This window comes from Pseudonocardia hierapolitana (assembly GCF_007994075.1).
Lineage (GTDB): Bacteria > Actinomycetota > Actinomycetes > Mycobacteriales > Pseudonocardiaceae > Pseudonocardia > Pseudonocardia hierapolitana.
On record NZ_VIWU01000001.1, the window covers coordinates 6851396 to 6874980 of the forward strand.

Consider the following 23585-nt stretch of genomic DNA (forward strand, 5'->3'; position numbering starts at 1 on the left):
GTGGCGTCGGCGCCGCACCGTCGCCGGCGTTCGACCACCGCCCGGGAGGTGCCCCGCCGGTGGGCGCCGCGCTCCCGCCTGCTCGGTGACGGAAGAACTCTTCCTTCACCGGCAGCGGCCCGGTTGCGAGCCTCCGCGGCATGGAACCTCCTACCGTGGCCCCGAACGAGATCGACCTCACCGCCCGCACCCGATCCACGCAGGTCGCGCGGGCGATCGTCCACGCGCTCACCCTGCTGATCGCCGCAGGCTGCCTGGCCTCCTTCGTCGCCGGGCCGGAGGAGCCGGCCGTCCGGCTGATCGCCGGCGCCGCCGGTCTGCTGATCGTTCTCCTCTACGCCTGGGTGATCCACACCCGCCGCCGCCTGCCTGCCCGGTTGGTGATCGACCACGAGGGGATCCGGGTGCTCGACGGGCGGGGGCGCAAGCTCGTGCGGCTGGCCTGGACCGAGCTGTCCGGGGTGGGTGTCATGACGAACGAGGTCAGTCGCCGCCGGCAGCTGCGCCGCACCCGCGATGATCTCGTGCCCTGGGTGAGCCGTCGTATCGTCCTGGTGCCGATCTGGCTGGAGCTGTACCCGGCCGACGCCCAGGCGGTGGCGCGGCATACGGAGCTGGAGTGGGCCTGGGCGCTCGGCGGCGTCAGGGCGCCCGGCGAGGAGCACAGGTGGCTGGTGAGCCTCGGCGACGGGCAGGGGCAGCGGGTCCCGATCGGTGAGGCCGTGCAGCGCTGGCGGCCGCAGCTGTGGCGGGGTCACCGGTCCGGCTCGTTCCTGCTCGGCGGGGAGGGGGCGTGGAACAAGGCCTTCCTCGAGGCCTTCGCGCAGCGCCCCGTGGCCGGTCGGACGGAACCGATCTCGCGGCCCGACGATCGAACGCGTCGATGACAGCACCGGGCCCGTAGCGATCCGGTCAGCAGGACTCGTCGACCTTGACGACCCCGAAGTCGATGCGGCTGGACGACGTGATCGCCGCACCCGGCGGCACGTTCTGGGTGCAGACCTTCCAGTTGCGGTCGGCCACCTGCATGCGCCCGGCTCCGGTGGCGTCGTGCGACGTGGTGAGGACGATCCCGTAGCCGGTGAGCCGTTGGATGCTGTCCTGCGCGTCCTGGAGAACGGAGCCCACGAGGTCCGGCATGGTCCAGCTCGTCGCCTGCGAGCCCGCCGGGGGCGCCGCGGGCGTCGTCTCGGGCGGCATCGGGACCGGTGCCGTGTAGGTGATGATCGTCGGCCCGGTCGGACCCGGAGGTGGGGGAGGCGGCTGCGCCGGTTGGCCGCCGCAGGCCGCGAGTGCTGTGAGGGTGAGGGCCAGAACGGTGGTGCTTCTCATCAGCGCTGTCCGACCTCCAGGGGTGTTCAGCAGGCGACGAAATGGTCCGTCCGGCCGCCGCCGATGTCCCACGACAGCGCGAACCGCACCGTCTCACCGCTACCGTCCGCGGCGGTGAACTCGACCTCCTGGGAACCGCCCGGCGGGAGGTCCTGAACACGCCGGGCCTGGTCCCCACATCGATCAGGCCCGCCGTTCCTCGCGACCCAGTCCTCGACGATCTGCCGGTAGAACGCGGCCGCGGCGACCCAGTCGGGAAACCGGTGCTCCTCGTCGATCCCGGTCACCAGCCACATGGCTCCTCCATCGGAGCGAGCGTAGGCGATTGCGGCGGATCTCCGGAAACAACGATCGCTTCTACCCGGGTATCGACGGCGCTGATGGTCGGGCCGCTATCACCAACCGGGCTGGCTCCTTGCGAGTTCCTCCAGCGCGCCGACCACGCTGAGCAGGTGGGCGCGCATCGTCCGCTCGGCGACGTCCGGGTCCCCGGAGCAGACCGCCTCGATGACGTCGAGGTGCTCCCGGAGGCCGACGCTCGGCCGGCCGGGCAGGAGGGCCACCCGGAAGTGGTACCGCACGCTCTGGGTGCGCAGGCGGTCCAGCATCAGGCCCGCGGTCTGGTGCGCGGAGATCTCCCGCACGGCGCGGTGCACGAGCTGGTTGGTGCGGCTGTAGGCCGGGATGTCGGCGTTCTCGACGGCTGAGCGCATCGCGTCGCCCAGCTCGCGGAGCCGGGTGCGGTCGTCGTCCGTGGCGCGCGCGGCGGCCTTGGCCGCGCACAGCCCCTCGATGACGGCCCGGGTCTCGGTGATCTCCACGGCTTCCTCGAGCGAGATGGGGCGGACCCGGGCTCCGCGATTGCGTTCGCGCTGCACGAGGCCCTCGTTCTCCAGCTGTGCGAGCGCGGTGCGAACGGTTCCCCGTGACGCGCGGTAGAGCGACACGAGGTCGGCCTCGGGCAGCCGCTGCCCGGGCGCGTACCTGCCCTGCATGATCCCGTCGCGCACGGCCAGCACCACCGCGGCGACGGCCTCGCTCGGGGCCGTCTCGCCGCCAGCAACCATGCACGCACATTACCAAGATTGTTAACAATATGGTTGTCGGCCTGGTTGTCCTTAGCTATGGTCATGGTCGTGTGATCCCGGAGCCGGGGCGCGCCGAGCTCACCGACGAGCAGCGCTGTGCCGTGTTGATCGAGTGCCGCTGGTCGACGGTTCGTCATTCCCCGCCACCCGAATTCCCGAACACACCACCACATCCGAGAGGCCGACGATGCTCTCTGCACAGGACAACGAGTTCCTGACACGTGTGGGACCGGGCACTCCTATGGGCGATCTCCTGCGCCGATACTGGACGCCCGCGTTGCTGGTGAGCGAATTGCCGACACCGGCGGGCGACCCGGTGCGCGTGCGGTTGCTCGGTGAGGACCTCGTCGCCTTCCGGGACGCGTTCGGCAAGGTCGGCCTGATCCAGGAGAACTGCCCGCACCGGGGCGCCTCCCTGTACTACGGCCGCAACGAGCTCGGCCCGGACGGCACCTGCGGGCTGCGGTGTCCGTACCACGGCTGGCAGTTCGGTGCCGACGGCACGTGCATCGACATGCCGAGCGAGCCACCGACCAGCACCTTCAAGGAGCGGGTGCGCGCGAGGTCCTACCCCACCCACGAGTCGGGCGGGATCGTGTGGACGTACATGGGCCCGGCAGAGGCGATGACGCCCTTCCGCGACTTCGGCACCGAGTCGCTCGAGCCCGACCAGGTCGCCGCCACCAAGCTGCACACCAGCTGCAACTGGATGCAGGCGATGGAGGGCAACATGGACACCTCCCACATCTCCTGGCTGCACCAGTGGAACGGCGTCGACGACATCCCCGACGACGGGAGCGACAAGCCCGGCTACCCCTCGAACGCGATGTCGTGGACGTTCTGGAAGCACGACCGCGCGCCGCGCCTGGAGATCGAGGACACCTGGTACGGCTTCAAGTACGTCGGCATCCGCACCACCCCCGCCGGTCACACCCACGTGCGGATGAGCGCGTACTGCTACCCGTACCACACGGTGATCGCCTCGGTGCCGTTCAGCACCCAGCACGGCCTGTTCGTGCCGGTCGACGACCACAACACCTACCGCTACAGCTTCGCCACGCGGGTGAACGAGGGCATCGAGGAGGTCGGTGGCACCAACCTCTTCGCGGTGAGCCCCTTCGAGTTCGGCCCCGCAGAGGTCGGCCGCAACGGGATCATCCCGCGGCGCTACACGCTCGAGAACGACTTCGGCATCGACCGTGAGGACCAGCGCACCACCACCTACTCGGGCGTGCGCGAGTTCATCAGCCAGGACTTCATGGTCACCGAGACGATGGGTCCGATCTACGACCGCTCGCAGGAGCACCTCGGCACGTCCGACAAGGCGATCATCCGGATGCGCAGGTTGCTGATCGCCGCGGCGAAGCGCCTCGCCGAGGGCGGCGAGCCACCCGCGGTCGCCCCCGACATGGACTACCGGGGCATCCGCTCCGCCGAGAAGATCCTCGAGGACGGCGAGGACTGGCGCCTGCTGGGCACCGACGCCGATCCGATGGTCCAGAGGTACGACCCCGGCAACTCCCGGCTCCCGGCGGCGGGCGACTGACGACGCCGCGGCCATGGCCGACACGATGGCGACCACGCAGGCGGTACCGGTCACCGCGGCGGGTCCCCGCGGTGGCAGGCGGATGTTCGCCGTCCGTCGTATCCGCAAGCGGCTGGTGCACCTGCTGCTCGTGCTGCTCGCCGTGACGTTCCTGTCCTTCCTGGTCGTCGACCTGCTGCCCGGCGACGCGGCCGTGGTCGTGGCGGGCGACAACGCGACCCCGGAGCAGGTGCAGCAGGTCCGCGAGGACCTGCAGCTCGACCGACCGGTCCTCGTGCGCTACGCCGACTGGCTCGGCGGCGTGGTCACCGGCGACCTCGGCCGCTCGTTCCGCACCGGCCAGCCGGTCGCGGAGGCGCTCGCCCAGCGCATCCCCGTCACGTTCGAGATCACGATCATCGCCCAGCTCCTCGCGCTGGTGATCGCGGTGCCGCTCGCCGTCCACTCGGCCTACCGCCCCGGCGGGCTCGTCGACCGGGCGTCGATGACGATCGGGTTCGGCGCCGCCGCGATGCCGAACTTCGTGTTCGGGATGGTGCTGATCGTGCTCTTCGCCGGAGGGGTGACGAGCATCCTGCCGGCCACCGGTTACACGGGACTGTTCGAGGACCCCCTCGGCAACGTGAGATCGATCGTCCTGCCCTGCCTGACGCTCATGATCACCGAGGCGGCGGTCTACCGGCAGCTGCTGCGTTCGGACATGGTGTCCACGCTGCAGGAGGACTTCATCCTCATGGCCCGGTCGAAGGGGCTCGGCCCGGCGAGGATCCTCTTCCGGCACGCGCTGCGGCCCTCGTCGTTCTCCCTGATCACGCTGTCGGGGGTGAACATCGGGCGGCTGCTCGGCGGCACGGTGATCGTCGAGACGCTCTTCGCGATCCCCGGGCTCGGCCAGCTCATCGTGCAGGCCGTGTTCAACCGCGACTACATGATCCTCCAGGGTGCGCTGCTGTTCGTCGCGGTCGCCTACGTCGTGATCAACATGCTGATCGACCTGCTGTACCTGGCCCTCGACCCGCGGGTGCGCAGAGATGCCTGACACGGCGATGCCTGAGACGACCAGCCGCGTTCGCCGGGCCGAGCGCACCCCGTTCGGCTGGTACGTGGCGTGGACCTGGCTGGCCGCCGTGGTGCTGGCGGCCGTGTTCGCCCCGTTGCTGCCGCTCTGGGATCCGGCCGTCCCCGACTACACCAACGTGTTCGGGGGGATCACCCCGCAGCACTGGCTGGGCGGGGACACCCTCGGCCGCGACACGTTCTCCCGCGTGGTCTACGGGGCGCGGGCGTCGCTCCTGGTCGGCATCTGCGCCGTCGGGCTCGGCGCACTGGTCGGGGGCTTCCTCGGCATGCTGGCCGGCTACTTCGGCGGACGCATCGAACGCATGCTCGCGCTCGTCACCGACGTCGTGCTGGCGTTCCCGGGACTCGTGTTCATCATCGCGATCGTCGCGATCCTCGGGTCCAGCCTGACCAACCTGATCCTCGGCCTGGCGATCCTGTCGGTGCCGACGTTCATCCGGCTGTCCCGCGCGGCCACGCTCGTGGTGGCCCAGCGGGAGTTCGTGCTGGCGGCCCGAGCGTACGGGTGCAGCCCGCTCCGGATCATCGCGCGGGAGATAGCCCCGAACGTCGTGCTCCCGGTGGCGGCCTACGGCTTCATCATGATCGGTGTCTTCATCGTGGTGGAGGGCTCGCTCTCGTTCCTGGGGCTCGGCATCCCGCCGCCCACGCCCAGCTGGGGCGGCATGATCGCCGGCGGCCGCACCGAGCTGCTCACCTACCCCTACATCTCGCTGTTCCCGGCCGCGGTCATGTTCCTCACCGTGCTGTCGATCAACTACATCGGCGAGCGCACGCGCAAGCAGTTCGAGGTCAAGGAGAGCAACCTGTGACCGCCCTTCTGACCGCTGAGGACGTCGTCGTGCGCTTCCACACGAAGAAGGGGGTGGTGCGCGCCGTCGACGGCGTCTCGCTGCGGGTCGAGGCCGGGGAGGTCCTCGCCGTCGTCGGCGAGAGCGGTTCGGGCAAGACCGTGCTCACCCGCCGGCTCATGGGGCTCGTCTCCGGAGGGCGCAGCACCGAGGTCGAGGGCACCGTCACGTTCGACGGCACGAACCTCACCGCGCTCTCGGCGAAGGAGCTGTCGGCGTACTGGGGTGCGGAGATCGCACTGATCCTCCAGGACCCGATGACCTCGCTGAACCCGGTCAAGCGCATCGGTGCGCAGCTGGCGGAGACGATCGTTCAGCACGAGCGCGTCCCGAAGAGGGAGGCGCTCGGCCGGGCGGTCGAGCTGCTGCACTCGGTGGGGCTCTCCGAACCGGAGCGGCGGGTGCGCCAGTACCCGCACGAGCTGTCGGGCGGCATGCGGCAGCGCGTCACGATCGCGATCGCGCTCTCCTGCAACCCGCGGCTGCTGCTCGCCGACGAGCCGACCACGGCCCTCGACGTCACCGTGCAGGCGCAGATCCTGGACCTGCTCGCCGACCTGCAGTCCCGCCTCCGGATGGCGATGCTGCTGGTCACGCACGACCTGCGGGTGGTGCGCAGCCGCTCCGACCGCATCGCCGTGATGTACGCGGGACGGATCGTGGAGTCCGCCCCGACGCCCGTGCTCTTCGCCGAGCCGAGGATGCCCTACACCGCCGCCCTGATGAACGCGGTGCCGCCGCTCGCGGGGCCGAACCACACCCGGCTCCACGTGATCCCCGGACGCCCGCCGGACCTGATCGACCCGCCGGCGGGGTGCACGTTCAGCCCGCGCTGTCCCTTCGCCCAGGACAGGTGCCTCACCGAGGAGCCACCGCTGCGGGAGGCCGGATCCGCAGAGCACACCTACCGGTGCTGGTTCCCGGTGGGCAGCCCGGCCTGGGCGGAAGCCCGGGCGCGCAACATCGAGCGCGGCGTGAGCGCCGCGGGTATCCCCGTCACCGACGAAAAGGTCCTCCTATGAACGCGAACGAGCAACGGCGCTCGTCCACCGGAGCTCGGGTGCTCGCACTCCTGCTCGGCCTCACGGTGGTCGCGGCCTGTGGCAGCGTCACGCCTGCCGCGTCGGCGCCTGCGGGCAGCGACGGCATCAGTGCGGTCAACGCCCGAGGGGGTGACCTCGCCGCCGAGGGGACGCCGCGACGCGGCGGCACCCTGGCGATGGGCACCGACCGGGAGGCCGTCAGCTTCGACCCCACGGTCCAGAACACGAACCAGGCCGCGGTGGCCGTCTACGACTCGCTGCTGAAGCTCGACGAGAAGGGCGAGCCGCAGCCCTACCTCGCCGAGTCGATGCAGACCACCGACGACGGCCGCACCTGGCGCATGGGCCTGCGCGACGGCGTCCTGTTCTCCGACGGCACCCCGCTCGACGCGCAGGCCGTGATCAGCAACGTGCAGCGCCACATCGACAAGGCGGCCTCGCCCGGCCATCTCTACACGCAGCGCATCGGCTCGATGCGAGCGATCGACCCGCGCACGGTCGAGTTCACGCTCACGGAGCCGTTCGGGTCGTTCGCCTCGGCGTTCGCGCTGAACTTCACAGCAGGCAACCTGGGAACGATCGTCTCGCCCGCGGCGCTGGCCCGCTACGGCGACGAGATCGGCAAGAACCCCGTGGGCGCGGGTCCGTTCGTGCTGTCGGAGTGGGTGCGCGACTCCCGCATGGTGCTGACGCGCAACCCCCACTACTGGCAGCAGGGCATGCCCTACCTCGACGCGCTCGAGTTCCGCCCGCTGCCCGACACCGAGACGCGCTACGCCTCGATCGAGAACGGCGACGTCGACCTGATCTTCGGCGGTTACCACACCGAGCTGTTGCGCGGGATGCAGAACCCGAACCTGACGGTGTACTACGGCCCCGGGAACGGCGCGGAGTACATCTACTTCAACCACGGGCGGGCACCTTTCGACGACCGCCGGATGCGGGAGGCCGTCGTCCGCGGGATCAACCTCGATGCGCTGGCCGCCACCCAGTTCCGCGGGCAGATGGCGCGCGCGTCGAACTGGTTCGGCGCCGACAGCGGGTACTCGACCCCCGAGGCGGAGGCGGCGTGGCCGTCCTACGACCCGGAGCGGGCCCGTCAACTGGTGCAGGAGTACGTGGCCGCGGGCGGCAGCGCCACCGTGCAGTACAAGACGACGAACGCGCCCAACCGCGTGCAGTTCGCGGAGTTCCTGCAGGCGCAGATGGCCGAGATCGGCATCACGCTCCAGCCGCAGTTCTTCGACCTCGCCCAGTACTCCTCGAGCGTCGTGCAGAGCCACGACTTCCAGATCGCGGGCTGGGTCGGCGGCCCGACCGACGTCCCGTATCCCGCCGTGGTGAACCTGATGCGCACGGGCGGCAACGCCAACTACGGCGGCTACTCCAACCCCGAGGTCGACACGCTGCTCGACCGCGCCGCCGCCACCACGGACGAGGCCGAGCGGACCAGGCTCTACCAGCAGGTCGGGCTCAAGACCAACCAGGACATCGCGGTCGCCTACTACAGCCGCGGCTACCTCTCCACCGTGGCCAAACCCGAGGTGAAGGGCGTGGTGCGCTACCTGACGAGGGACATGTTCTTCGCGACGGCCTGGCTCGACCGATGACCGCGGCGCGCACGGAGCAGGGTCCGGACACCCGCGCACGGGGCGAGGGCGAGAGCGACGTCGTCCTGCTGCTGAAGGACCTGGTCGTGGAGTTCCCGGTGGGCGGCGGGCAGATGGTGCACGCCGTCTCCGGGATCGACCTCGACGTCCGCAGGGGAGAGACGCTCGGGCTGGTCGGCGAGTCCGGTTGCGGCAAGTCGACCACCGGCCGGGCGATCATGCAGCTGCCCAGGCCGACCAGCGGATCGGTGGTGTTCGACGGCGGTGACCTCACCACGCTCTCGCCCCGCGAGCTCCGGGAGCTGCGCCCCAAGCTGCAGATGATCTTCCAGGACCCGATCTCCTCCTTGAACCCGCGGCGCCGGATCCCGGACATCGTCGGCGACCCGCTGGTGGTGTGGGGCCGCGGTGACGAGCGGGCACGGGTCGTGCCCGAGGTGCTCGAAGCGGTCGGGCTCGACCCGCAGCAGGTTGCCGACCGGCGGCCGCACCAGTTCTCCGGCGGGCAATGCCAGCGGGTGTCGATCGCCAGGGCGCTGGTGCTCGAACCGGAGGTGCTGATCTGCGACGAACCGGTGTCGGCCCTGGACGTGTCGGTGCAGGCGCAGATCCTCAACCTCCTCGAGGACATGAAGCGCCGCTACGGGCTCACGCTGGTGTTCATCGCCCACGACCTCGGGGTGGTGCGCAACATCAGCGACCGGGTCGCCGTGATGTACCTCGGCAGGATCTGCGAGCTCGGGGAGACGACGGCGTTGTTCGACGACCCGGTGCACCCGTACACGCGGCTGCTCGTCTCGTCGATCCCGTCGATGGAGACGATCACCGGAGCCGATATCGAAGAGGCCGACCGCGGTCGCGGCGAGATGCCCTCACCGATCAACCCGCCGAGCGGGTGCCGCTTCCGCACCCGATGTCCCGCCGCCACCGAGCGGTGCTCCGCCGAGGTGCCCGAGATGCGCGAGGTCAAGCCGGGCAGGTTCGCCGCCTGCCACCACCCGATCCTCGAACCGATCCTCGAACAGGAAGGAGCCTGATGCCCGTCGATCCCGGAGCCGTCGGTACCGAAGGGGAGCCACGCACCCGGACCTGGACCTCCACCGACTCCCTGCTCTACGCCGTCGGCGTCGGGGCGGGGCTCGGGGAGCCCACCCAGGAGTTGGCGTTCACCACCGAGAACAGCGACGGGGTGCCCCAGCAGGTGCTGCCGACGTTCGCGGTGCTGCTGTCGCAGGCGCCGCCGCCCCCGTTCGGCACGTTCGACCCGGCGATGCTGGTGCACGCCGAGCAGGAGATCACCCTGCACCGTCCGGTTCCGGTCGAGGGCACGGTCACGGCGACGGCCCGGGTGACGGGCGTGTACGACAAGGGCAAGGGCGCCCTCGTCGTCACCGAGTCGACCGCAGTTCTCAGCGGCGGGGAACCGCTCGCGACGAACCGCAGCGCCCTGTTCATCCGCGGTGAGGGTGGCTTCGGGGGAGACCGCGGGCCGCGCGACGAGTGGGCCGCGCCGGACCGCGCGCCCGACCACAGCGTGCGCTACGAGACCCGCCCCGAGCAGGCGCTGCTCTACCGGCTCTCCGGCGACCGCAACCCGCTGCACTCCGACCCGGCGTTCGCGGCCCGGGCCGGGTTCGGCAAGCCGATCCTGCACGGGCTCTGCACGTACGGCGTCACCGGCCGGGCGCTGCTGCACGAGGTCGCAGGCGGCGACCCGGCCCGCCTCACCCGCATGTACGGGCGGTTCAGCGCCACCGTCACACCTGGGCAGGCGCTGACGGTGGACATCTGGGACGAGGGCGGAGGGCAGATCCTGCACCGCACCCGCACCGACGACGGCACCGTCGTGATCGACCGCGGCAGAGCGACCGTCGGCGCCACCGTCGGGGGCGGTCGATGACCGGCGTGAACCCGCCCGAGCTGCTGGCCGCCGATCTCGTCGCGATCGACGTGCACACCCACGTGCACTTCTCCACGAAGGCTGCACACTCCGAGGCAGGCGCCGAGCGCATGGCGCAGATGAAGGCGCACTTCAAGTCCGACGTGCTCGGCATGGACCTGCACCAGCTCGCGGCGTTCTACCGCGAGCGGCGCATGGCGGCCGTCGCCTTCACCGTCGACTCGCTCGGCGACCGGGACGAGCACGCCCCGACCAACGAGGAGATCGGCGAGATCGCCGCCGAGCACCCGGACGTGATCATCCCGTTCGCCAGCGTGCACCCCGCGCGCGGAAAGGCCGGGGCGAAGATCGCCCGACGCCTGATCGAGGGCTACGGGTTCCGCGGCTTCAAGTTCCACCCGAGCGTCCAGGAGGTCTACCCGAACGACCCGGTCGCGTTCCCGATCTACGAGGTGCTCGCCGAGCACGGGCTGCCGGCGCTGTTCCACACCGGGCAGAACGGCGTCGGTGCCGGCACGAGGGGCGGTGGGGGCGTGCGGCTCAAGTACTCCAACCCGCTGCACCTCGACGACGTGGCCGTCGACTTCCCCGACATGTCGATCATCATGGCCCACCCGTCGTTCCCGTGGCAGGACGAGGCACTGGCGGTGGCCTCGCACAAGGCGCAGGTCCACATCGAGCTGTCCGGCTGGTCGCCGAAGTACTTCCCGCCGCAGCTGGTGCAGTACGCGAACACCCTCCTGCGCAAGAAGGTGATGTTCGGGACCGACTTCCCGCTGTTCACCCCCGAGCGGTGGATGGCGGACCTGGAGAAGACCGAGATCCGCGACAGCGTGAAGCCCGACATCATGCTGCACAACGCGGCGCGGCTGTTCGGCCTGGAGGAAGAGGAATCATGACCCTCGGGCTGGAGGACAACTTCGCCTCGCACTTCGAGCACATCGCCGACCTGGCGCCGGGGCGGGTGGCGGTGGCCGCCGGTGAGCGGGAGCTGACCTGGGCGCAGTTCGACGAACGGGCCGACCGGTTGGCCGGGTACCTGGCTGCCCATGGCGTGGGTGCCGGTGACCGCGTCGGGCTGGACGCCCGGAACTCGCCCGAGTACCTGATCGCACTCCACGCGCTGTTCAAGCTGATGGCCGCACCGGTGAACGTCAACTACCGGTACCGGGCCGCGGAAGTGCGGTACCTGCTGGAAATCTCCGGGGCCAGGGCCGTGATCGTCGACGAGGACCTCGCCGACGTCGTCGCCGAGGCCGCCGGCCCCGTTCCGGGGTGCGATCTGCTGGTCCGGATCGACCCGGCAGGCGGGTTCGGGTCCGAGGTCGCCGCGGCCGGCAGGCACCCGCGGCGCCCTCGCGGTGACACCGAGTGGCGGCTGTTCACCGGCGGCACCACCGGCCACCCGAAGGCCGTGATCGGGAGCCACGCCGAGCGGCTGCGTTCGGTGCGGTCCGGCGGGTTCGCGACCCTGGGGGTGGACGAGACCGACGCGATGGAGGCGCTGCACCAGGCGCTCGACATCGACCCGCACGGTCCGCGCGGAATGGTGCACCTGCCCGCCTCGCCGCTGATGCACGGCACCGGCCTGTACGCCGCGCTCGGCGCGCTGTCCGTCGGCGCGCCGGTCGCGCTGTTGACCGGCAGGGGTGTGACGGGAGCCGGGCTCCTGACCGCGATCGCGCGGCACCGCGTCACCGACCTGGTCATCGTGGGTGATGCGTTCGGGCTGCGCCTGCTCGACGCCCTCGACGAGAGGGCCGCGGCCGGTCGCCCGCTCGGGATCGACTCCCTGCGCCGGATCCGCAGCATCGGCGCGGTGTGGAGCCCCGGCGTGAAGCGCAGGCTGCTCGCCCACGCCGACCTCACGCTGGTGGACACCATCGCGTCGGCGGAGGGCGGGGTGTACGCCCGATCCGAGGTCAACCGGGCCTCCATCGACGACGAGGCGGGCAGCTTCGAGCTGGTGCCCGGCGCGCGCCTGCTCGACGAGGACGGCCGCGACGTCGTCCCCGGCTCGGGAGCGATCGGCGTGCTCGCCGCACCGGTCGTTCCCGGCGCGGGTTACGAGGGCGATGCGGAGAAGACCGCGAGCGCCTTCCGCGATCTCGACGGCGTGCGCTACACGATGCCCGGCGACCTGGCCACCCTCGAGGCCGACGGGCGACTGCGGCTGCTCGGCCGTGGTAGTTCGGTGGTCAACACCGGGGGCGAGAAGGTCTTCACCGACGAGGTCGAGCTCGTGCTGCGCAGCCACCCGGCCGTGCGCGACGCCGTGGTTCTCGGCGTTCCGGACCCTCGCTGGGGCAGCGTCGTCGCGGCCGCGGTGTCGTTGGAGCGCGGGGCAGGCGCCGATCCCGACGAGCTCGGCGCGTTCGTCGGCTCCCGGCTGGCCGGCTACAAGAAGCCGCGCCGGGTGGTCGTGGTACCCGAGGTGCAGCGGCTCAACACGGGCAAGGCCGATCTGGTGTGGGCACGCCGGCAGTTCGAGGCGGAGGCCCGTGACGTGTCCGCTCCGATGGCCCCGTGAGGTCGACGGCACGCAGCGGTTGGTGGGTCGTGGTGGGCGGGTCGGTCCTGCTCACCCTGCAGAACGGCCTGATCATCAGTGCCTTCGGCGCCTACCTCGTGGTGATCACGGACGACACGGGCTGGTCACCGGGGGTGATCGCGCTCGGGTACGCGATCGTCCAGCTCGGCAACGGCTTCCTCTCCCCGCTCACCGGATGGTTCTGCGACCGGGTCGGGGTGCGGGCGGTGGCCCGGGCGGGAACGGTGGTCACGGCAGCCGGCTTCGCCGTGGCCGCCGCCGTTGCCGATGCCTCGCACTTCGTCGGCGCGGTCGTCGTGATCGCGCTCGGTTGCTCGGCCGCTGGCATCACACCGCTGACCGTGGCGGTGGTGCAGACGATGACGGATCGCCGGACGCTGGCGCTCGGGCTGCTCCCGACCGGGATCGCGCTCGGCGGGCTGGCCGTGCCGGTCGTGACCTGGGCGCTGGCCGGGGCCGGCTGGCGCGCCACGTTCGTCGGCGTCGCCGTGGCGATCCTGGCGGTGGGCCTGGTCGCGAGCGCGGCCCTCCCCGCCGATCGGAGGCCGCGCCCGGTGGGCGTGTCCGCGGCGCCCCGCCGCCCGGGCGACCACGATCTGGGGAGCGCCCTGCGGACGGCGGCGTTCTGGCTGCTCGTCGTGGGGCACGGCACGGCGCTGGTCGCGGTCAGCGCCGTGAGCCTGCACCTCGTGCCACTGATGACCCACCACGGCATCCCGCTCGCGACAGCCGGTCTCACGGTTGCGGTGATGTCGACGGCGCAGCTGATCGGCCAGGTCGTCACGGGCCTGATCGCCGATCGCCTCGACAAGCGCCGGCTCGCCGCCGCGTGCATGGTCGTGCAGACCTGCGTGCTGGTGGGGTTCGCGACCGTGTCCGGCTTCGGCCTCCTGATGGCGACGGCGATCGTCCACGGGTTCGCATGGGGGCTCCGCGGTCCGGTGATGACCGCGTTGCGCGCGGACTACTTCGGCGTCGGCTCGTTCGGCACCATCATGGGGTGGTCCGCGGGGTTCGTATCGATCGGGCTGGTGGTGGGGCCGCTGCTCGTCACCGCGGTCGCCGGCGGCACCGGCGGCTACCCCGCAGCCTTCCTCGTGCTGGCCGCGGTGACCGCGGCGGGCGCGATCGCGTTCGTGGTGCTGCGGCGGCCGCGCGGCCCGGTGCCCGGGCTCGCGCGGCCGCGTTGCGATGAGGCCGGTGACGGTGCCCGGCGGTCGTGATGTGCTCAGGGGACCGGCATGGTGGTCCCTACCCCGCCGCTGAAGATGCGCACGTCCACAGCGCCCTCGGCGCGCAGCATGCAGAGCGCCAAGCCGTCCCGGAGCGTGCAGGCGGCCCCGGAGCCGACCGCACCGGGCTCGGGGGTCGTGGCGATCTCGACCCGTTCGCCGTCCGGCGCGACCGTCAGGAGCGCGACGACCAGGTCGTCGCGGCGGCGGGAGCTGACGAGGCGGGTCTCCGACAGGCGGGCGGGGTCGAGCGGACCCTCGACCGCGACCGGTCCCTCCGGACCGTCGTAGCAGACGGCGGCCCAGCGCCCGTTCACGCGACCGACGAGCGCACGCGGTAGGTCTCCCTGCGCGTCCTGGGTGAGGACCGTCTCCTGTGGCTCGTCCGATCCGAGCGCCCACGTGCCGAGCTGGTCGTCCAGGCACGCCTCGACGTTCGTCGGCTGTGCCTGCCCGTTCAGGATCGGCCGATCCTGCACCTCGACCGCGGCTTCGCCGGGATCGGGGAGCGGACCGTCGTACGAGCCGCGGACGATCAAGCGCCGTACGGGCCAGTCCTCGTGTGCCGGCGTCAAGCTGACGATCTGCACGGCCGTCGTCGACGTCCTGACGTACCCGTCGCCCGGGTCCACCTCGACCAGCAGCCGCTGCGGATTGAACAGGACGAGCGAGCCGGGGCCGAGCCGGGCGACCTCGATCCCACCGGCAGGGCGCCCGCCCACGGTCGACACCCAGACGTGGTATGGACCCGCGTGACAGGCGAACGATCCGTCGATCACCAGATCGGTGTCCGAGAACTGACCCTCCCCCGCGTGCGACAGAACGTCGGTCACACGCCACCCCGCCGTCGGTGGGTACTCGTCCCGAGAACCAGACGTGGCGACCGCCGCCGCGCAGCGGCCGAGCGCCTCGTCGATGGCGGGATCGCCGGTGGGAGCGGGTGGGCCGGAGGCGGCGAGCCGGGGGTCGAGTTCGTCCGCGCCCGGTCCGGTCATCGCGACGGCCGTGGTGACCGCCGCCAACGTCGCCATCACGACGACCACCGCCGCGACGAGAGGAGCAAAGCGCCGCCGCGGGGCCCGCGTCCCGGCGAGGACGGTGCGCAGGGCGCGCTCGCGCACCTCGTCCGGCAGCGGTGGGGCGGGCGGGAGCTGCAGCTCGTTCATCGGACCTCCTCGGGCACGACGGTGCGCAGAGTTGCGCGGGCGCGGTGGACGCGGGAGCGCAGCGTCGCCTCAGGTACCCCGAGCACGTCTGCCGCCTCCGGGTACGGGACGTCGCCGATCAGGCACAACGCGACCGCCTCGCGCTGCGCGGACGGCAGTTGGGCGACCGCGGTGAGGACCCGGTGCACGCGGCGGCGGTCGTCGAGCGACGCGACGACGGCGTCGGAGTGGTCGACGACGTGCGGCGCGGGCCCGACCCGCCGCAGGAGCCGGTGCCGGCGGTGCGTGCGCCGCCACTCCGTGCGTGCCTCGTTGCCTGCGACCGCGAGCAGCCACGCACGCAGCGAGCCGCCGGCGAGCTGCACCTCCGCACGCCGCCGCCACATCGTCAGGAACGTCGCGGCGAGGATGTCCTCGGCCGCCGTGGGGGAGCCGGTCAACCGGTGGGCGTGGCGCCACACCGGGTCGGCGTGGCGGTGGTACAGCTCGGTGAACGCGTCGGGGTCGCCGGCCCGCGCCGCCGCCCAGAGCGCGACGTCCTCGCCCGGCGGCGCGGTCGCGGCCGGTGCCCCCTCACTGGTCGTCATACCCGATCATTGCCGGCACCGGCCCCCGCGTTGCACGGAGCGCCGACGGGCTCAGACCGTGACGGGCTTCTGCTCGGTGCCGGTGGCGGCCGACGCCGCCGGTGCCGTCGCGGAGGCTGCGGACGGCGACGAGTCGTGGCCCGCGGTCAGAGTGGTTCGCCGAACGTCACCGTGACCTGCTCGTACCCGAGCGAGCGTGCCAGCGACGTCAGCATGTCGCGGGTGTTGGCCTCGGCGCGAGCGGTGAGGTCGCTCGCCCGCGCGGTCTCGTCCAGTTTGCGCGCCGCCAGCTGGTAGAGGTCCTCGTCGTCGACGGGGTTGTTCTGCAGGACACCCGCGAGCCGCTCGACGACGCCACGCTCGCGGCCGACCACCCGGGTGGCCGCCGGGTCGAGGGTGGACGGCGCCAGCCGCGCGGGTGGCAGGGTGAAGGTCACGGCGCTCTGGTCGGCGGACGCGTTCACCCGATCCGGCCCCAGCCCGGAGAGGTCGACCAGTGCGTCGACGTGGCCGGTGGCGAACAGCGTCGTGCGTTCGCCGCTGATCAGCGCGGGGATGTGCGGGGTGTCGCGTTCGATGTCGACGAGCACCTGGAACGTGCCGGTGGCGGCGTGGTACTCGGAGATGTCGCTCAGCGCGGCCATCAGTGGGGCCGGGCCCCGGTCCACGGTCTTCGGCGCGAAGGTGGCGGACAGCGCCGGGAACATCCCTGCGAGCTGTGCGCCGACCGGCAGCGCGATCGCCAGCGCCGCGACGGCCGCGAGGAGCTTGAGCGGAGGTCGCCTGCGACGCAGCCGGCCGCTCCACGTACTGGTGTCGGGCTCGAGCAGTCGCTGCGCCATGTGAAATCTCTCCGGTGTCGAGCGCGTGTCCCCGTGGAGAACACGCCCCGTGACCGGCCTGTGTCAAGGGGCACGGCTCAGACTCCGCTCACCCGGAACCGGCTCCACCGCGCGCTCAGGCCCTGACCGTCGAGCGAGCGGCTGCGGCCGTCGCGGATCGGGAGCTGTGTCCAGATCCCGATCCCGATGCGGACCTGTTCGGGGATGAAGGTTCCGTGGGCCTGGTACACGGTCTGGCCGTCGACCCGCCAGGTCGCGGCCGAGCTGCGCCGATCGAGCGTGATCTCGCACGTGCGGAGCCGGGTGAAGTCGTCGTCGAAGTCCTCGTACGGCGACTCGACCACGTGGTAGAAGGGATCGCCCGCGCCCCAGGCGCCCAGCTGCTCGTGCAGGGCGAGCACGCGGGTGGACGTCCCGCAGACGGCGAACACGCGCAAACTGGCCTCGAAGTCGAAGACGTGGAACGCGGCCATGCCCTTCCGGTAGTCCTCCGGGTTGCCGCCGATGTTCTCGACGGCCGAGTCGGCGGCGAACGTCGCGGGCCGGTCGGCCGGCAGCGCGAACTCGCGGGTGGAGAAGACGAGGTACTTGGCGCTGTCGGCAGGCTGGAACGTGTCGTGCGACAGCGAGAAGCGCGGGATCGTCACTCGCAGCTCGCCCCCGTCGACGGAAACCTGCGCGGCAGGGTCCTGCGGGACGTGGTCGCCGCCTGTCGGAAGCGGCAGGCGCGCGGGGCTCCACCGGGCGGGGTCCAGGGCAGGCCCGCTGAGCTCGTCGTAGGTGACGAAGCCGTCGTGTGCCGACATGATGATCGGACTCCTTCCGTTTCTGGGCTCTCGAGGGGAAGACCCGTGGCGGCTCGCGGACGTGACATGGCCGAGCGCGACCGGCTGGCGGAGCGGTTCCAGGAGCTGAGGCCCCGGCTACGAGCCGTCGCCTACCGGATGCTGGGCTCCACGAGCGAGGCCGACGACGTCGTCCAGGAGGCCTGGATCCGGCTCAGCCGCGCGGACGCCGCCGGGATCGACAACCTCGAAGCCTGGCTCGTCACGGCGACCGGACGCGTGGCGCTCAACATGCTCCGTTCCCGGGCGACGCGCCGCGAGGAGCCACTCGACGGATACCTGCCGGACCCGATCGTCGACCGGGCGGACGCCATCGACCCCGAGCACGAGGCGCTGCTCGCCGACTCCGTCGGCCTCGCGCTGCTCGTCGTGCTCGACACGCTGTCGCCTGCGGAGCGGCTGGCCTACGTCCTGCACGACATGTTCTCGGTTCCCTTCGACGAGATCGGCGCAATCCTCGAGCGCTCGCCCGATGCGGCGCGCCAGCTCGCCAGCCGCGCACGCCGCCGCATCCGTGGTGTGGAGGCGACCACCGCCGCCGACGCGGCCGCGCAGCAGGAGGTCGTCGGGGCATTCCTCGCCGCCGCGCGCCACGGGGAGTTCGACGCCCTCGTCGCCGTGCTCGATCCCGACATCGTGATCCGCGAGGACACGGGGAGCGGGACGCTCTTCGAGATGCGCGGCGCGGAGAACGTCGCCAGGAGGGCGGCGTTCTTCTCGCAGCTCGGTCTCGACACGCGGCCGGCGCTGGTCAACGGCGCGGCCGGCTGGGTGGCCCGGCTCGACGGGGAGCTCTACGCGGTCGCCGCTCTCACCGTGCGGGACGACCGGATCAGGGAGATGGACATCCTGCGCGACCCCGCCCGCCTCGCCGCGCTGGACGTCACGATCTTCGACTCCCCGATCTGACCGGCTGCCGAGCGCCGCGCCCGCGGTGCATCAGGCCGACGGGCGCCGTTGACACCCGCACCCAGGCGATTTACGTTCGACGAACGGACGGAAATCGGGGGTCGGATGACGGAGATCGCCACTGCTCTGCCGTACGCACGCCCGGTGGAGTGGCCGGACGTGGATCTCGTCGACACCGACGTGCACATCACCCCGCGCTCGATCGAGTCCCTGTTCCCGTACCTGCCGGCGCGCTGGCGCGACTACGTCCGGGAGAGCGGGATCGAGAGCCTCGAGTCCGATCTGTACCCGCCCGGATCGCCGCTCTCCGCGATCCCGGGTTCCCGTCCCGCGGCCGGCCCGCCCGGCTCCGACCCCGACCTGCTCCGCACGCAGCTGCTCGACCCCTGGCACACACGGATCGCGATCACGCACTGCATCTACGGGGTCGACGGCATCCACAACCCCGACTGGGCCGTCGCGATGGCGCGGGCCGTCAACGACTGGCAGCACGCCGAGTGGCTCGCGGGCGAACCGCGGCTGCGCGGATCCGTCGTCGTCGCGAGCCAGGACCCGGAGCGGGCGGCAGCGGAGATCGACCGGATCGGCGACCGGCCGGAGTTCGTGCAGGTCCTGATGCCCGTGCGGGCACGTGCCCCGCTCGGCAGCCGGTCGTACTGGCCGATCTACGAGGCCGCGCAGCGCCACGGGCTCGCCATCGGGGTCTACGCGGGCGGCGCGGGCGGCAACCCGATCACACCGGTCGGCGCGCCGAGCTACTACCTCGAGGAGTACGTCCTCGTCGCCCAGGTGTTCCAGGCGCAACTGGTGAGCCTGGTCAGCGAGGGTGTGCTCGTGCGGTTCCCCGACCTGCGGATCGTGCTCGTCGAGGGCGGGTTCACCTGGCTGCCGCCGCTGATGTGGCGGTTCGACAAGAACTGGAAGGGGCTTCGCCGGGAGGTCCCGTGGGTCGACCGGCTCCCGTCCGAGATCATCCGCGATTCGGTGCGGCTCACGGCGCAACCCCTCGACGAGCCCGACGAGCCGGAGCGGTTGCTGGAGGTGATCGACCGGCTGGGGAGCGACCGGATGCTGATGTTCTCCACCGATTACCCGCACCGCCAGTTCGACGACCCCGCCCGGTCCGCGCCGATCGGCCTCGCCGGCGAGGCCATGACCCGGTTCCTCGGTCGCAACGCACTCGACACCTACCGCCTCGGGGAGTGATCGTCGATGTCCCGGCCCCGCCCGCCCCTCGTCGACTGCGACATCCACAACGAGCTGGCCCCCGGCTCGCTGCGCCCGTACCTGCCGCGGCGGTGGCGCGAGTACGACGAGACCTACGGCAACAGGGGCGACGGCGGCTCGTCCTACCCGAAGGGCGCTCCCCGGGCGGCGCGCACCGACGCGTGGCCGCCGTCCGGGCTGCCCCCGGGCGGCGACCTCGAGTTCATGCGCGAGCAGCTCCTCGACGCCTACGACATCCGCTACGGGATCCTCAACTGCCTGAGCAAGGCCAACCGGCAGCAGAACCCGGAGTACGCGGCCGCGCTCTGCCGCGCGGTCAACGAGTGGCAGGTCGAGGAGTGGCTGGAGAAGGAGCCGCGGTTGCGGGCCGGGATCTCGGTCCCGTACGAGGAGCCGGCGCTCGCGGCGGAGGAGATCGACCGCGCCGCCGCACACCCCGGGTTCGTGCAGGTGCTGCTGCTCGTGCGCACCGACGAGCCGCTCGGGCGCCGCAGGTACTGGCCCATCTACGAGGCGGCCGTCCGCAACGGCCTCCCCGTCGGGGTCCACTTCGGCGGCGGTCGCGCCAACCCGCTCACCGGTTCGGGGTGGCCGTCGTTCTACATCGAGGACCACACGGCGATGGCCCAGGCCTTCCAGACCCAGCTCGTCAGCCTGGTCGTCGAGGGAGTCTTCGAGCGGTTCCCGACGCTGAAGGTGGTGCTCATCGAGGGCGGCTTCGGCTGGGTGCCGTCGCTGATGTGGCGGCTGGACAAGCATTGGGCGCGGCTGCGCGACGAGGTCCCGCACCTGTCCCGCAGGCCGTCGGAGTACGTGCGCGACCACATCTGGTTCACCACGCAGCCGATCGAGGAGCCGCCCGACCCCCGGCAGCTGCTCACCGTCTTCGACAACATGGGCGGTGGTGACGACAAGGGCACGGACAAGATCCTCTTCTCCACCGACTACCCGCACTGGGACTTCGACGACCCGGACCGTGCGATCAGGGCCAAGCTCGAGCCCGAGGCGCGGGCGCGGATCTTCGGCGGCAACGCCATGGCGCTCTACGGGCTCGACCGATGACCAGGCACATCGTGGGCACGACCGACGAGATCGGGCCCGGCCAGCGCAAGATCGTCGAGATCGACGGGCGGTCGATCGGGGTGTTCAACGTGGGCGGGCACTACTACGCGCTGCGCAACCGGTGCCCGCACGCCGGAGCGCGGCTGTGCGACGGGGTGCTCACCGGGCTGGTCACGTCGAGCACGCCGGGGGAGTACACCTACCTGCGGGGCGGCGAGATCCTGCGCTGCCCGTGGCACGGCTGGGAGTTCGACATCGCCACCGGGCGCTCGTGGTTCGACCCGGCCCGCACGCGGGTGCGGGCCTACGAGGCCACCGTGGAGCCCGCCGACGCGGACCTGTCCGACGCGGGGTACCGGCCCGGGCCGTACAGCGCCGAGCGCTACGACGTCGAGGTGCACCGGCAGTTCGTCGTCGTCCACGTATGACTCGTCCCGCGCCCTCCGCAGGCTCGATCCTCGGGCTGATCCGGGAGACCGGCGGGCTCTCCCGCGCCCAGCTGCTCGAGGTGAGCGGCATGGCGCGCTCCACGCTCTACGCCCGCCTCGAGGAGCTCTCCGCGCTCGGTGTGATCTACGAGGGGGAGGCGCTCGGTGCGGCGCGCGGCCGGCCGTCGCGCCGGATCCGCTTCGACGACCGCGGCCGCGTCGTCCTCACCGTCGCGATCGGGCAGGCGGTGGCACGGGTGTCGGTCACCGACCCGGACGGGCGGGAGCTGCGGTCGCGCACCCTGCCCGTCGTGCTGGCCCGGCCGGCGGACGACGTCCTCGAGCCGCTGCTGGACATCGGCGCGATGCTGCTCGCCCGCGACGAGATCCTCGCGGGGGTCGGCGTCGCCGTACCAGCGCCCGTGGACGTGCGCACCGGCCTGGTCCGCTCGGCGACGACGATCGCCGCGTGGCCGGCCGACGCCGTGCTCACCGCGGTCGGGCGCCGCTTCCCCGTCCCGGTCGTCGTGGAGAACGACGGGCGCGCCGAGGCGCTGGGGGAGAGCACCCCCGAGGAGACGATGGTCTACGCCAAGGTCGCCACCGGCATCAGCTGCGGCGTCGTCGTGGACGGCCGCGTGGTGGAGGGCTCCCGGGGCGTCGCGGGCGACATCGGGCACATCCTCGTGGACCCCGACGGCCCGCGGTGCCGCTGCGGGCGCCGTGGCTGCCTCGCCGCCTTCAGCTCGGGCGCCGGCATGATGGAGCGCCTCGCCCTGCCGACCCTCGACGAGCTGGTCGCCGCCGTGCAGGACGGCGACGCCGGCGCGCTCGCCGAGCTGGCGGCCGCCGCGAACCACCTCGGCCGCGCCCTCGCCGCGATCGTGGCGACGGTCAACCCGAGCCGGCTGCTCCTCGGCGGTGCCGTCGGTCGCCTGCAGCCGATGGTCGACGGGGTACGGGCCCGCGTGCACGGCGACGTCGTCGACCGGGTGGCCGAGGGCCTGCAGGTCGAGGCGAGCGCATGGGGAGAGGCCTCCGCCTCCCGCGGCCTCGCCGACCTGGTGATGCGTCGCGCCTACGCGCCGGAGGCGATCGACGAGCTCCTGCGGGCGTGATCCGACCCGCCGTGTTCCGGGGCTCGCGTTCCGGGGCTACGGCGTCCAGCGGGCGTGCAACGTCTGCGGCTTTCGGAACACCAGACCCGACGGTGCGGCCGGTTGTCGCTCGTCCAGCGCCAGGCCGGGCAGCTCGACGAGCGCGGTGCGGACGCCGATCAGCGTCTCCAGCCTCGCCAGGTCCATCGCCAGGCAGACGTGGGGGCCGTGCGCGAAGGCGAGGTGCTTGCGGGCGTTCGCGCGACGCACGTCGAACGCGTCCGGGTCGGGGAACGTCGCGGGGTCGCGGTTGGCGCCGGCGAGCGACACGGTCACCGCGTCGCCCCGCCGGATCGGCGCACCCGCCACCTCGACGTCGCGGGTCGCGTACCGGTCGACGACCGCGGCCGCGGGTTCGAGCCGCAGCGACTCCTCGACGGCGTTCGGGAGCAGGTCGAGGTCGGCGCGCACGGCGGCGAGCTGATCGGGATGGCGCAGCAGGTGCCAGAGCAGGTTGAGGATCATGCCCTCGGTGGTCTCGATGCCGCCGAACAGCAGGACGGCGGCGTTGGACACCACCTCGTCCTTCCCGAGGCCGCCTGCCGCGACGTCGGCGAGCAACGAGCCGTTCTCGTCGATGCCGCCGAGCACGTGCCCGGCGAGTGCCTCGAACGCCGCGGCGGCCTCGGCCGGCACCGGGCGACCGGCGGTCACGTCGGACACGGCGGCGACGAAGGTCGAGTACCACCGCAGGACGGTGGTGGAGTCGACGTCCGGCAGGCCCAACGTCTCGGCGACCACGTGCACCGCGAGCGGTCCCGCGAAGCGCGAGCGCAGCTCCGCGCGGCCCGCCGGCCGGATCGCGGCCACCAGGTCGGCGGCCAGCTCCGCGACCCGTGGTGTGAAGCGGCGCGCCACCTCGACCGGGCGGAAGGGACCCGCGAACGGCTTGCGCGCCGCGGTGTGCGCGGGCCCGTCCAGCGACAGCATGCTCGGCCCCACCACCTGCGCCGTGGAGAACCGGGGATCGTCCACGGTGAACGTCCGCGCGTCGCGCAGCACGCGCAGGGCGGCATCGCGGCTGGTCACCAGCCAGCACCCGAGCTCCGGCACCCACGAGACCGGTTCGGTGGCGCGCAGCCCGGCGAGTGTGGGATGCGGGTTCGCGGTGAACGCGGCGATGTTCACG

At 72.0% G+C, this 23585-nt stretch carries 23 protein-coding genes and 1 pseudogene; 16 read left to right on the plus strand and 8 right to left on the minus strand.

The annotated features are described in order from the left end of the window. Positions 1-140: 140 nt before the first annotated feature. Positions 141-887 (plus strand): hypothetical protein, encoded by a 747-nt coding sequence (locus FHX44_RS32335; protein WP_147259246.1) that lies wholly within the window; start codon positions 141-143, stop codon positions 885-887. A gap of 25 nt (positions 888-912) precedes the next feature. Here FHX44_RS32335 and FHX44_RS32340 read toward each other — a convergent pair whose 3' ends face one another. From FHX44_RS32340 to FHX44_RS32350, 3 genes are all read right to left on the minus strand, one after another. Beyond that, on the minus strand, positions 913-1332 hold the full coding sequence (locus tag FHX44_RS32340) for a hypothetical protein (protein WP_212612749.1): 420 nt from the start codon (positions 1330-1332) through the stop codon (positions 913-915). Between the two features lie 26 nt (positions 1333-1358). Next, positions 1359-1628, minus strand: a complete 270-nt coding sequence (locus FHX44_RS32345) for a hypothetical protein (RefSeq protein WP_147259247.1) — start codon at positions 1626-1628, stop codon at positions 1359-1361. 99 nt (positions 1629-1727) lie between these two features. Next, positions 1728-2399 (minus strand): GntR family transcriptional regulator, encoded by a 672-nt coding sequence (locus FHX44_RS32350; RefSeq protein WP_147259248.1) that lies wholly within the window; start codon positions 2397-2399, stop codon positions 1728-1730. A gap of 208 nt (positions 2400-2607) precedes the next feature. Between FHX44_RS32350 and FHX44_RS32355 the strand changes: the two genes are divergently transcribed. From FHX44_RS32355 to FHX44_RS32400, 10 genes and pseudogenes are all read left to right on the plus strand, one after another. Further along, positions 2608-3966: a Rieske 2Fe-2S domain-containing protein gene (locus FHX44_RS32355; protein WP_147259249.1), complete on the plus strand. Its 1359-nt coding sequence runs from the start codon at positions 2608-2610 to the stop codon at positions 3964-3966. A 13-nt stretch (positions 3967-3979) separates the two neighbouring features. Next, positions 3980-5005 carry an ABC transporter permease gene (locus tag FHX44_RS32360; RefSeq protein ID WP_147259250.1) on the plus strand — a complete coding sequence of 342 codons (1026 nt, stop codon included), beginning with the start codon at positions 3980-3982 and terminating at the stop codon, positions 5003-5005. Positions 5006-5012: 7 nt separating this feature from the next. Further along, on the plus strand, positions 5013-5858 hold the full coding sequence (locus FHX44_RS32365; protein ID WP_170309127.1) for an ABC transporter permease: 846 nt from the start codon (positions 5013-5015) through the stop codon (positions 5856-5858). Further along, positions 5855-6919 (plus strand): ABC transporter ATP-binding protein, encoded by a 1065-nt coding sequence (locus FHX44_RS32370; protein WP_147259252.1) that lies wholly within the window; start codon positions 5855-5857, stop codon positions 6917-6919. The genes FHX44_RS32365 and FHX44_RS32370 overlap by 4 nt, the downstream gene beginning before the upstream one ends. Positions 6920-7116: 197 nt before the next feature. Beyond that, positions 7117-8259 (plus strand): annotated as a pseudogene (locus FHX44_RS32375) (ABC transporter substrate-binding protein); the annotation flags it as partial. Positions 8260-8546: 287 nt separating this feature from the next. After that, positions 8547-9587, plus strand: a complete 1041-nt coding sequence (locus FHX44_RS32380; RefSeq protein ID WP_147259254.1) for an ABC transporter ATP-binding protein — start codon at positions 8547-8549, stop codon at positions 9585-9587. Then, the gene (locus FHX44_RS32385) at positions 9587-10450 is read left to right on the plus strand and encodes a MaoC/PaaZ C-terminal domain-containing protein (RefSeq protein WP_147259255.1); all 864 of its coding nucleotides are present in this window, start codon (positions 9587-9589) and stop codon (positions 10448-10450) included. Before FHX44_RS32380 ends, FHX44_RS32385 begins: the two co-directional genes overlap by 1 nt. Further along, entirely contained in the window at positions 10447-11349 is a 903-nt protein-coding gene (locus FHX44_RS32390; protein WP_147259256.1) for an amidohydrolase family protein, read from the plus strand. Before FHX44_RS32385 ends, FHX44_RS32390 begins: the two co-directional genes overlap by 4 nt. Then, a complete protein-coding gene (locus FHX44_RS32395) occupies positions 11346-12980 on the plus strand; it encodes an AMP-binding protein (RefSeq protein WP_147259257.1) in 1635 nt (544 codons plus the stop codon). The genes FHX44_RS32390 and FHX44_RS32395 overlap by 4 nt, the downstream gene beginning before the upstream one ends. After that, positions 12977-14224, plus strand: a complete 1248-nt coding sequence (locus tag FHX44_RS32400) for an MFS transporter (RefSeq protein ID WP_147259258.1) — start codon at positions 12977-12979, stop codon at positions 14222-14224. Before FHX44_RS32395 ends, FHX44_RS32400 begins: the two co-directional genes overlap by 4 nt. A 5-nt stretch (positions 14225-14229) precedes the next feature. On the opposite strand, the gene FHX44_RS32405 is transcribed toward FHX44_RS32400, so the two are convergent. From FHX44_RS32405 to FHX44_RS32420, 4 genes are all read right to left on the minus strand, one after another. After that, positions 14230-15399 (minus strand): hypothetical protein, encoded by a 1170-nt coding sequence (locus tag FHX44_RS32405; protein WP_147259259.1) that lies wholly within the window; start codon positions 15397-15399, stop codon positions 14230-14232. Next, the gene (locus FHX44_RS32410; RefSeq protein ID WP_147259260.1) at positions 15396-15986 is read right to left on the minus strand and encodes an RNA polymerase sigma factor; all 591 of its coding nucleotides are present in this window, start codon (positions 15984-15986) and stop codon (positions 15396-15398) included. The genes FHX44_RS32405 and FHX44_RS32410 overlap by 4 nt, the downstream gene beginning before the upstream one ends. 146 nt (positions 15987-16132) lie before the next feature. Further along, complete coding sequence (locus FHX44_RS32415) at positions 16133-16828, minus strand: DUF4230 domain-containing protein (RefSeq protein WP_147259261.1); 696 nt, start codon at positions 16826-16828, stop codon at positions 16133-16135. A 77-nt stretch (positions 16829-16905) separates the two neighbouring features. Further along, positions 16906-17634 (minus strand): DUF6081 family protein, encoded by a 729-nt coding sequence (locus tag FHX44_RS32420; RefSeq protein WP_147259262.1) that lies wholly within the window; start codon positions 17632-17634, stop codon positions 16906-16908. 66 nt (positions 17635-17700) lie between these two features. Between FHX44_RS32420 and FHX44_RS32425 the strand changes: the two genes are divergently transcribed. From FHX44_RS32425 to FHX44_RS32445, 5 genes are all read left to right on the plus strand, one after another. After that, the gene (locus tag FHX44_RS32425) at positions 17701-18582 is read left to right on the plus strand and encodes a sigma-70 family RNA polymerase sigma factor (RefSeq protein ID WP_147259263.1); all 882 of its coding nucleotides are present in this window, start codon (positions 17701-17703) and stop codon (positions 18580-18582) included. A gap of 105 nt (positions 18583-18687) precedes the next feature. Next, positions 18688-19788 carry an amidohydrolase family protein gene (locus tag FHX44_RS32430; protein ID WP_147259264.1) on the plus strand — a complete coding sequence of 367 codons (1101 nt, stop codon included), beginning with the start codon at positions 18688-18690 and terminating at the stop codon, positions 19786-19788. A gap of 6 nt (positions 19789-19794) precedes the next feature. Continuing rightward, the gene (locus FHX44_RS32435; protein WP_147259265.1) at positions 19795-20871 is read left to right on the plus strand and encodes an amidohydrolase family protein; all 1077 of its coding nucleotides are present in this window, start codon (positions 19795-19797) and stop codon (positions 20869-20871) included. Then, on the plus strand, positions 20868-21299 hold the full coding sequence (locus FHX44_RS32440; protein ID WP_147259266.1) for a Rieske (2Fe-2S) protein: 432 nt from the start codon (positions 20868-20870) through the stop codon (positions 21297-21299). Before FHX44_RS32435 ends, FHX44_RS32440 begins: the two co-directional genes overlap by 4 nt. After that, positions 21296-22417, plus strand: coding sequence for an ROK family transcriptional regulator (locus FHX44_RS32445; protein ID WP_147259267.1), 1122 nt, complete (start codon positions 21296-21298; stop codon positions 22415-22417). The genes FHX44_RS32440 and FHX44_RS32445 overlap by 4 nt, the downstream gene beginning before the upstream one ends. 36 nt (positions 22418-22453) lie before the next feature. Here the strand turns inward: FHX44_RS32445 and FHX44_RS32450 are convergent, their stop codons facing one another. Beyond that, positions 22454-23584 (minus strand): cytochrome P450, encoded by a 1131-nt coding sequence (locus FHX44_RS32450; protein WP_147259268.1) that lies wholly within the window; start codon positions 23582-23584, stop codon positions 22454-22456. Between the last annotated feature and the right edge of the window lies 1 nt (position 23585).

Excerpts from the sequence above, each read along its gene's own strand:
- FHX44_RS32335 (WP_147259246.1), top strand. The coding sequence starts at position 141 with ATGGAACCTCCTACCGTGGCCCCGAACGAGATCGACCTCACCGCCCGC.
- FHX44_RS32340 (WP_212612749.1), bottom strand. The coding sequence starts at position 1,332 with ATGAGAAGCACCACCGTTCTGGCCCTCACCCTCACAGCACTCGCGGCC.
- FHX44_RS32345 (WP_147259247.1), bottom strand. The coding sequence starts at position 1,628 with ATGTGGCTGGTGACCGGGATCGACGAGGAGCACCGGTTTCCCGACTGG.
- FHX44_RS32350 (WP_147259248.1), bottom strand. The coding sequence starts at position 2,399 with ATGGTTGCTGGCGGCGAGACGGCCCCGAGCGAGGCCGTCGCCGCGGTG.
- FHX44_RS32355 (WP_147259249.1), top strand. The coding sequence starts at position 2,608 with ATGCTCTCTGCACAGGACAACGAGTTCCTGACACGTGTGGGACCGGGC.
- FHX44_RS32360 (WP_147259250.1), top strand. The coding sequence starts at position 3,980 with ATGGCCGACACGATGGCGACCACGCAGGCGGTACCGGTCACCGCGGCG.
- FHX44_RS32365 (WP_170309127.1), top strand. The coding sequence starts at position 5,013 with ATGCCTGAGACGACCAGCCGCGTTCGCCGGGCCGAGCGCACCCCGTTC.
- FHX44_RS32380 (WP_147259254.1), top strand. The coding sequence starts at position 8,547 with ATGACCGCGGCGCGCACGGAGCAGGGTCCGGACACCCGCGCACGGGGC.
- FHX44_RS32385 (WP_147259255.1), top strand. The coding sequence starts at position 9,587 with ATGCCCGTCGATCCCGGAGCCGTCGGTACCGAAGGGGAGCCACGCACC.
- FHX44_RS32390 (WP_147259256.1), top strand. The coding sequence starts at position 10,447 with ATGACCGGCGTGAACCCGCCCGAGCTGCTGGCCGCCGATCTCGTCGCG.
- FHX44_RS32395 (WP_147259257.1), top strand. The coding sequence starts at position 11,346 with ATGACCCTCGGGCTGGAGGACAACTTCGCCTCGCACTTCGAGCACATC.
- FHX44_RS32405 (WP_147259259.1), bottom strand. The coding sequence starts at position 15,399 with ATGAACGAGCTGCAGCTCCCGCCCGCCCCACCGCTGCCGGACGAGGTG.
- FHX44_RS32410 (WP_147259260.1), bottom strand. The coding sequence starts at position 15,986 with ATGACGACCAGTGAGGGGGCACCGGCCGCGACCGCGCCGCCGGGCGAG.
- FHX44_RS32415 (WP_147259261.1), bottom strand. The coding sequence starts at position 16,828 with ATGGCGCAGCGACTGCTCGAGCCCGACACCAGTACGTGGAGCGGCCGG.
- FHX44_RS32420 (WP_147259262.1), bottom strand. The coding sequence starts at position 17,634 with ATGTCGGCACACGACGGCTTCGTCACCTACGACGAGCTCAGCGGGCCT.
- FHX44_RS32425 (WP_147259263.1), top strand. The coding sequence starts at position 17,701 with ATGGCCGAGCGCGACCGGCTGGCGGAGCGGTTCCAGGAGCTGAGGCCC.
- FHX44_RS32430 (WP_147259264.1), top strand. The coding sequence starts at position 18,688 with ATGACGGAGATCGCCACTGCTCTGCCGTACGCACGCCCGGTGGAGTGG.
- FHX44_RS32435 (WP_147259265.1), top strand. The coding sequence starts at position 19,795 with ATGTCCCGGCCCCGCCCGCCCCTCGTCGACTGCGACATCCACAACGAG.
- FHX44_RS32440 (WP_147259266.1), top strand. The coding sequence starts at position 20,868 with ATGACCAGGCACATCGTGGGCACGACCGACGAGATCGGGCCCGGCCAG.
- FHX44_RS32445 (WP_147259267.1), top strand. The coding sequence starts at position 21,296 with ATGACTCGTCCCGCGCCCTCCGCAGGCTCGATCCTCGGGCTGATCCGG.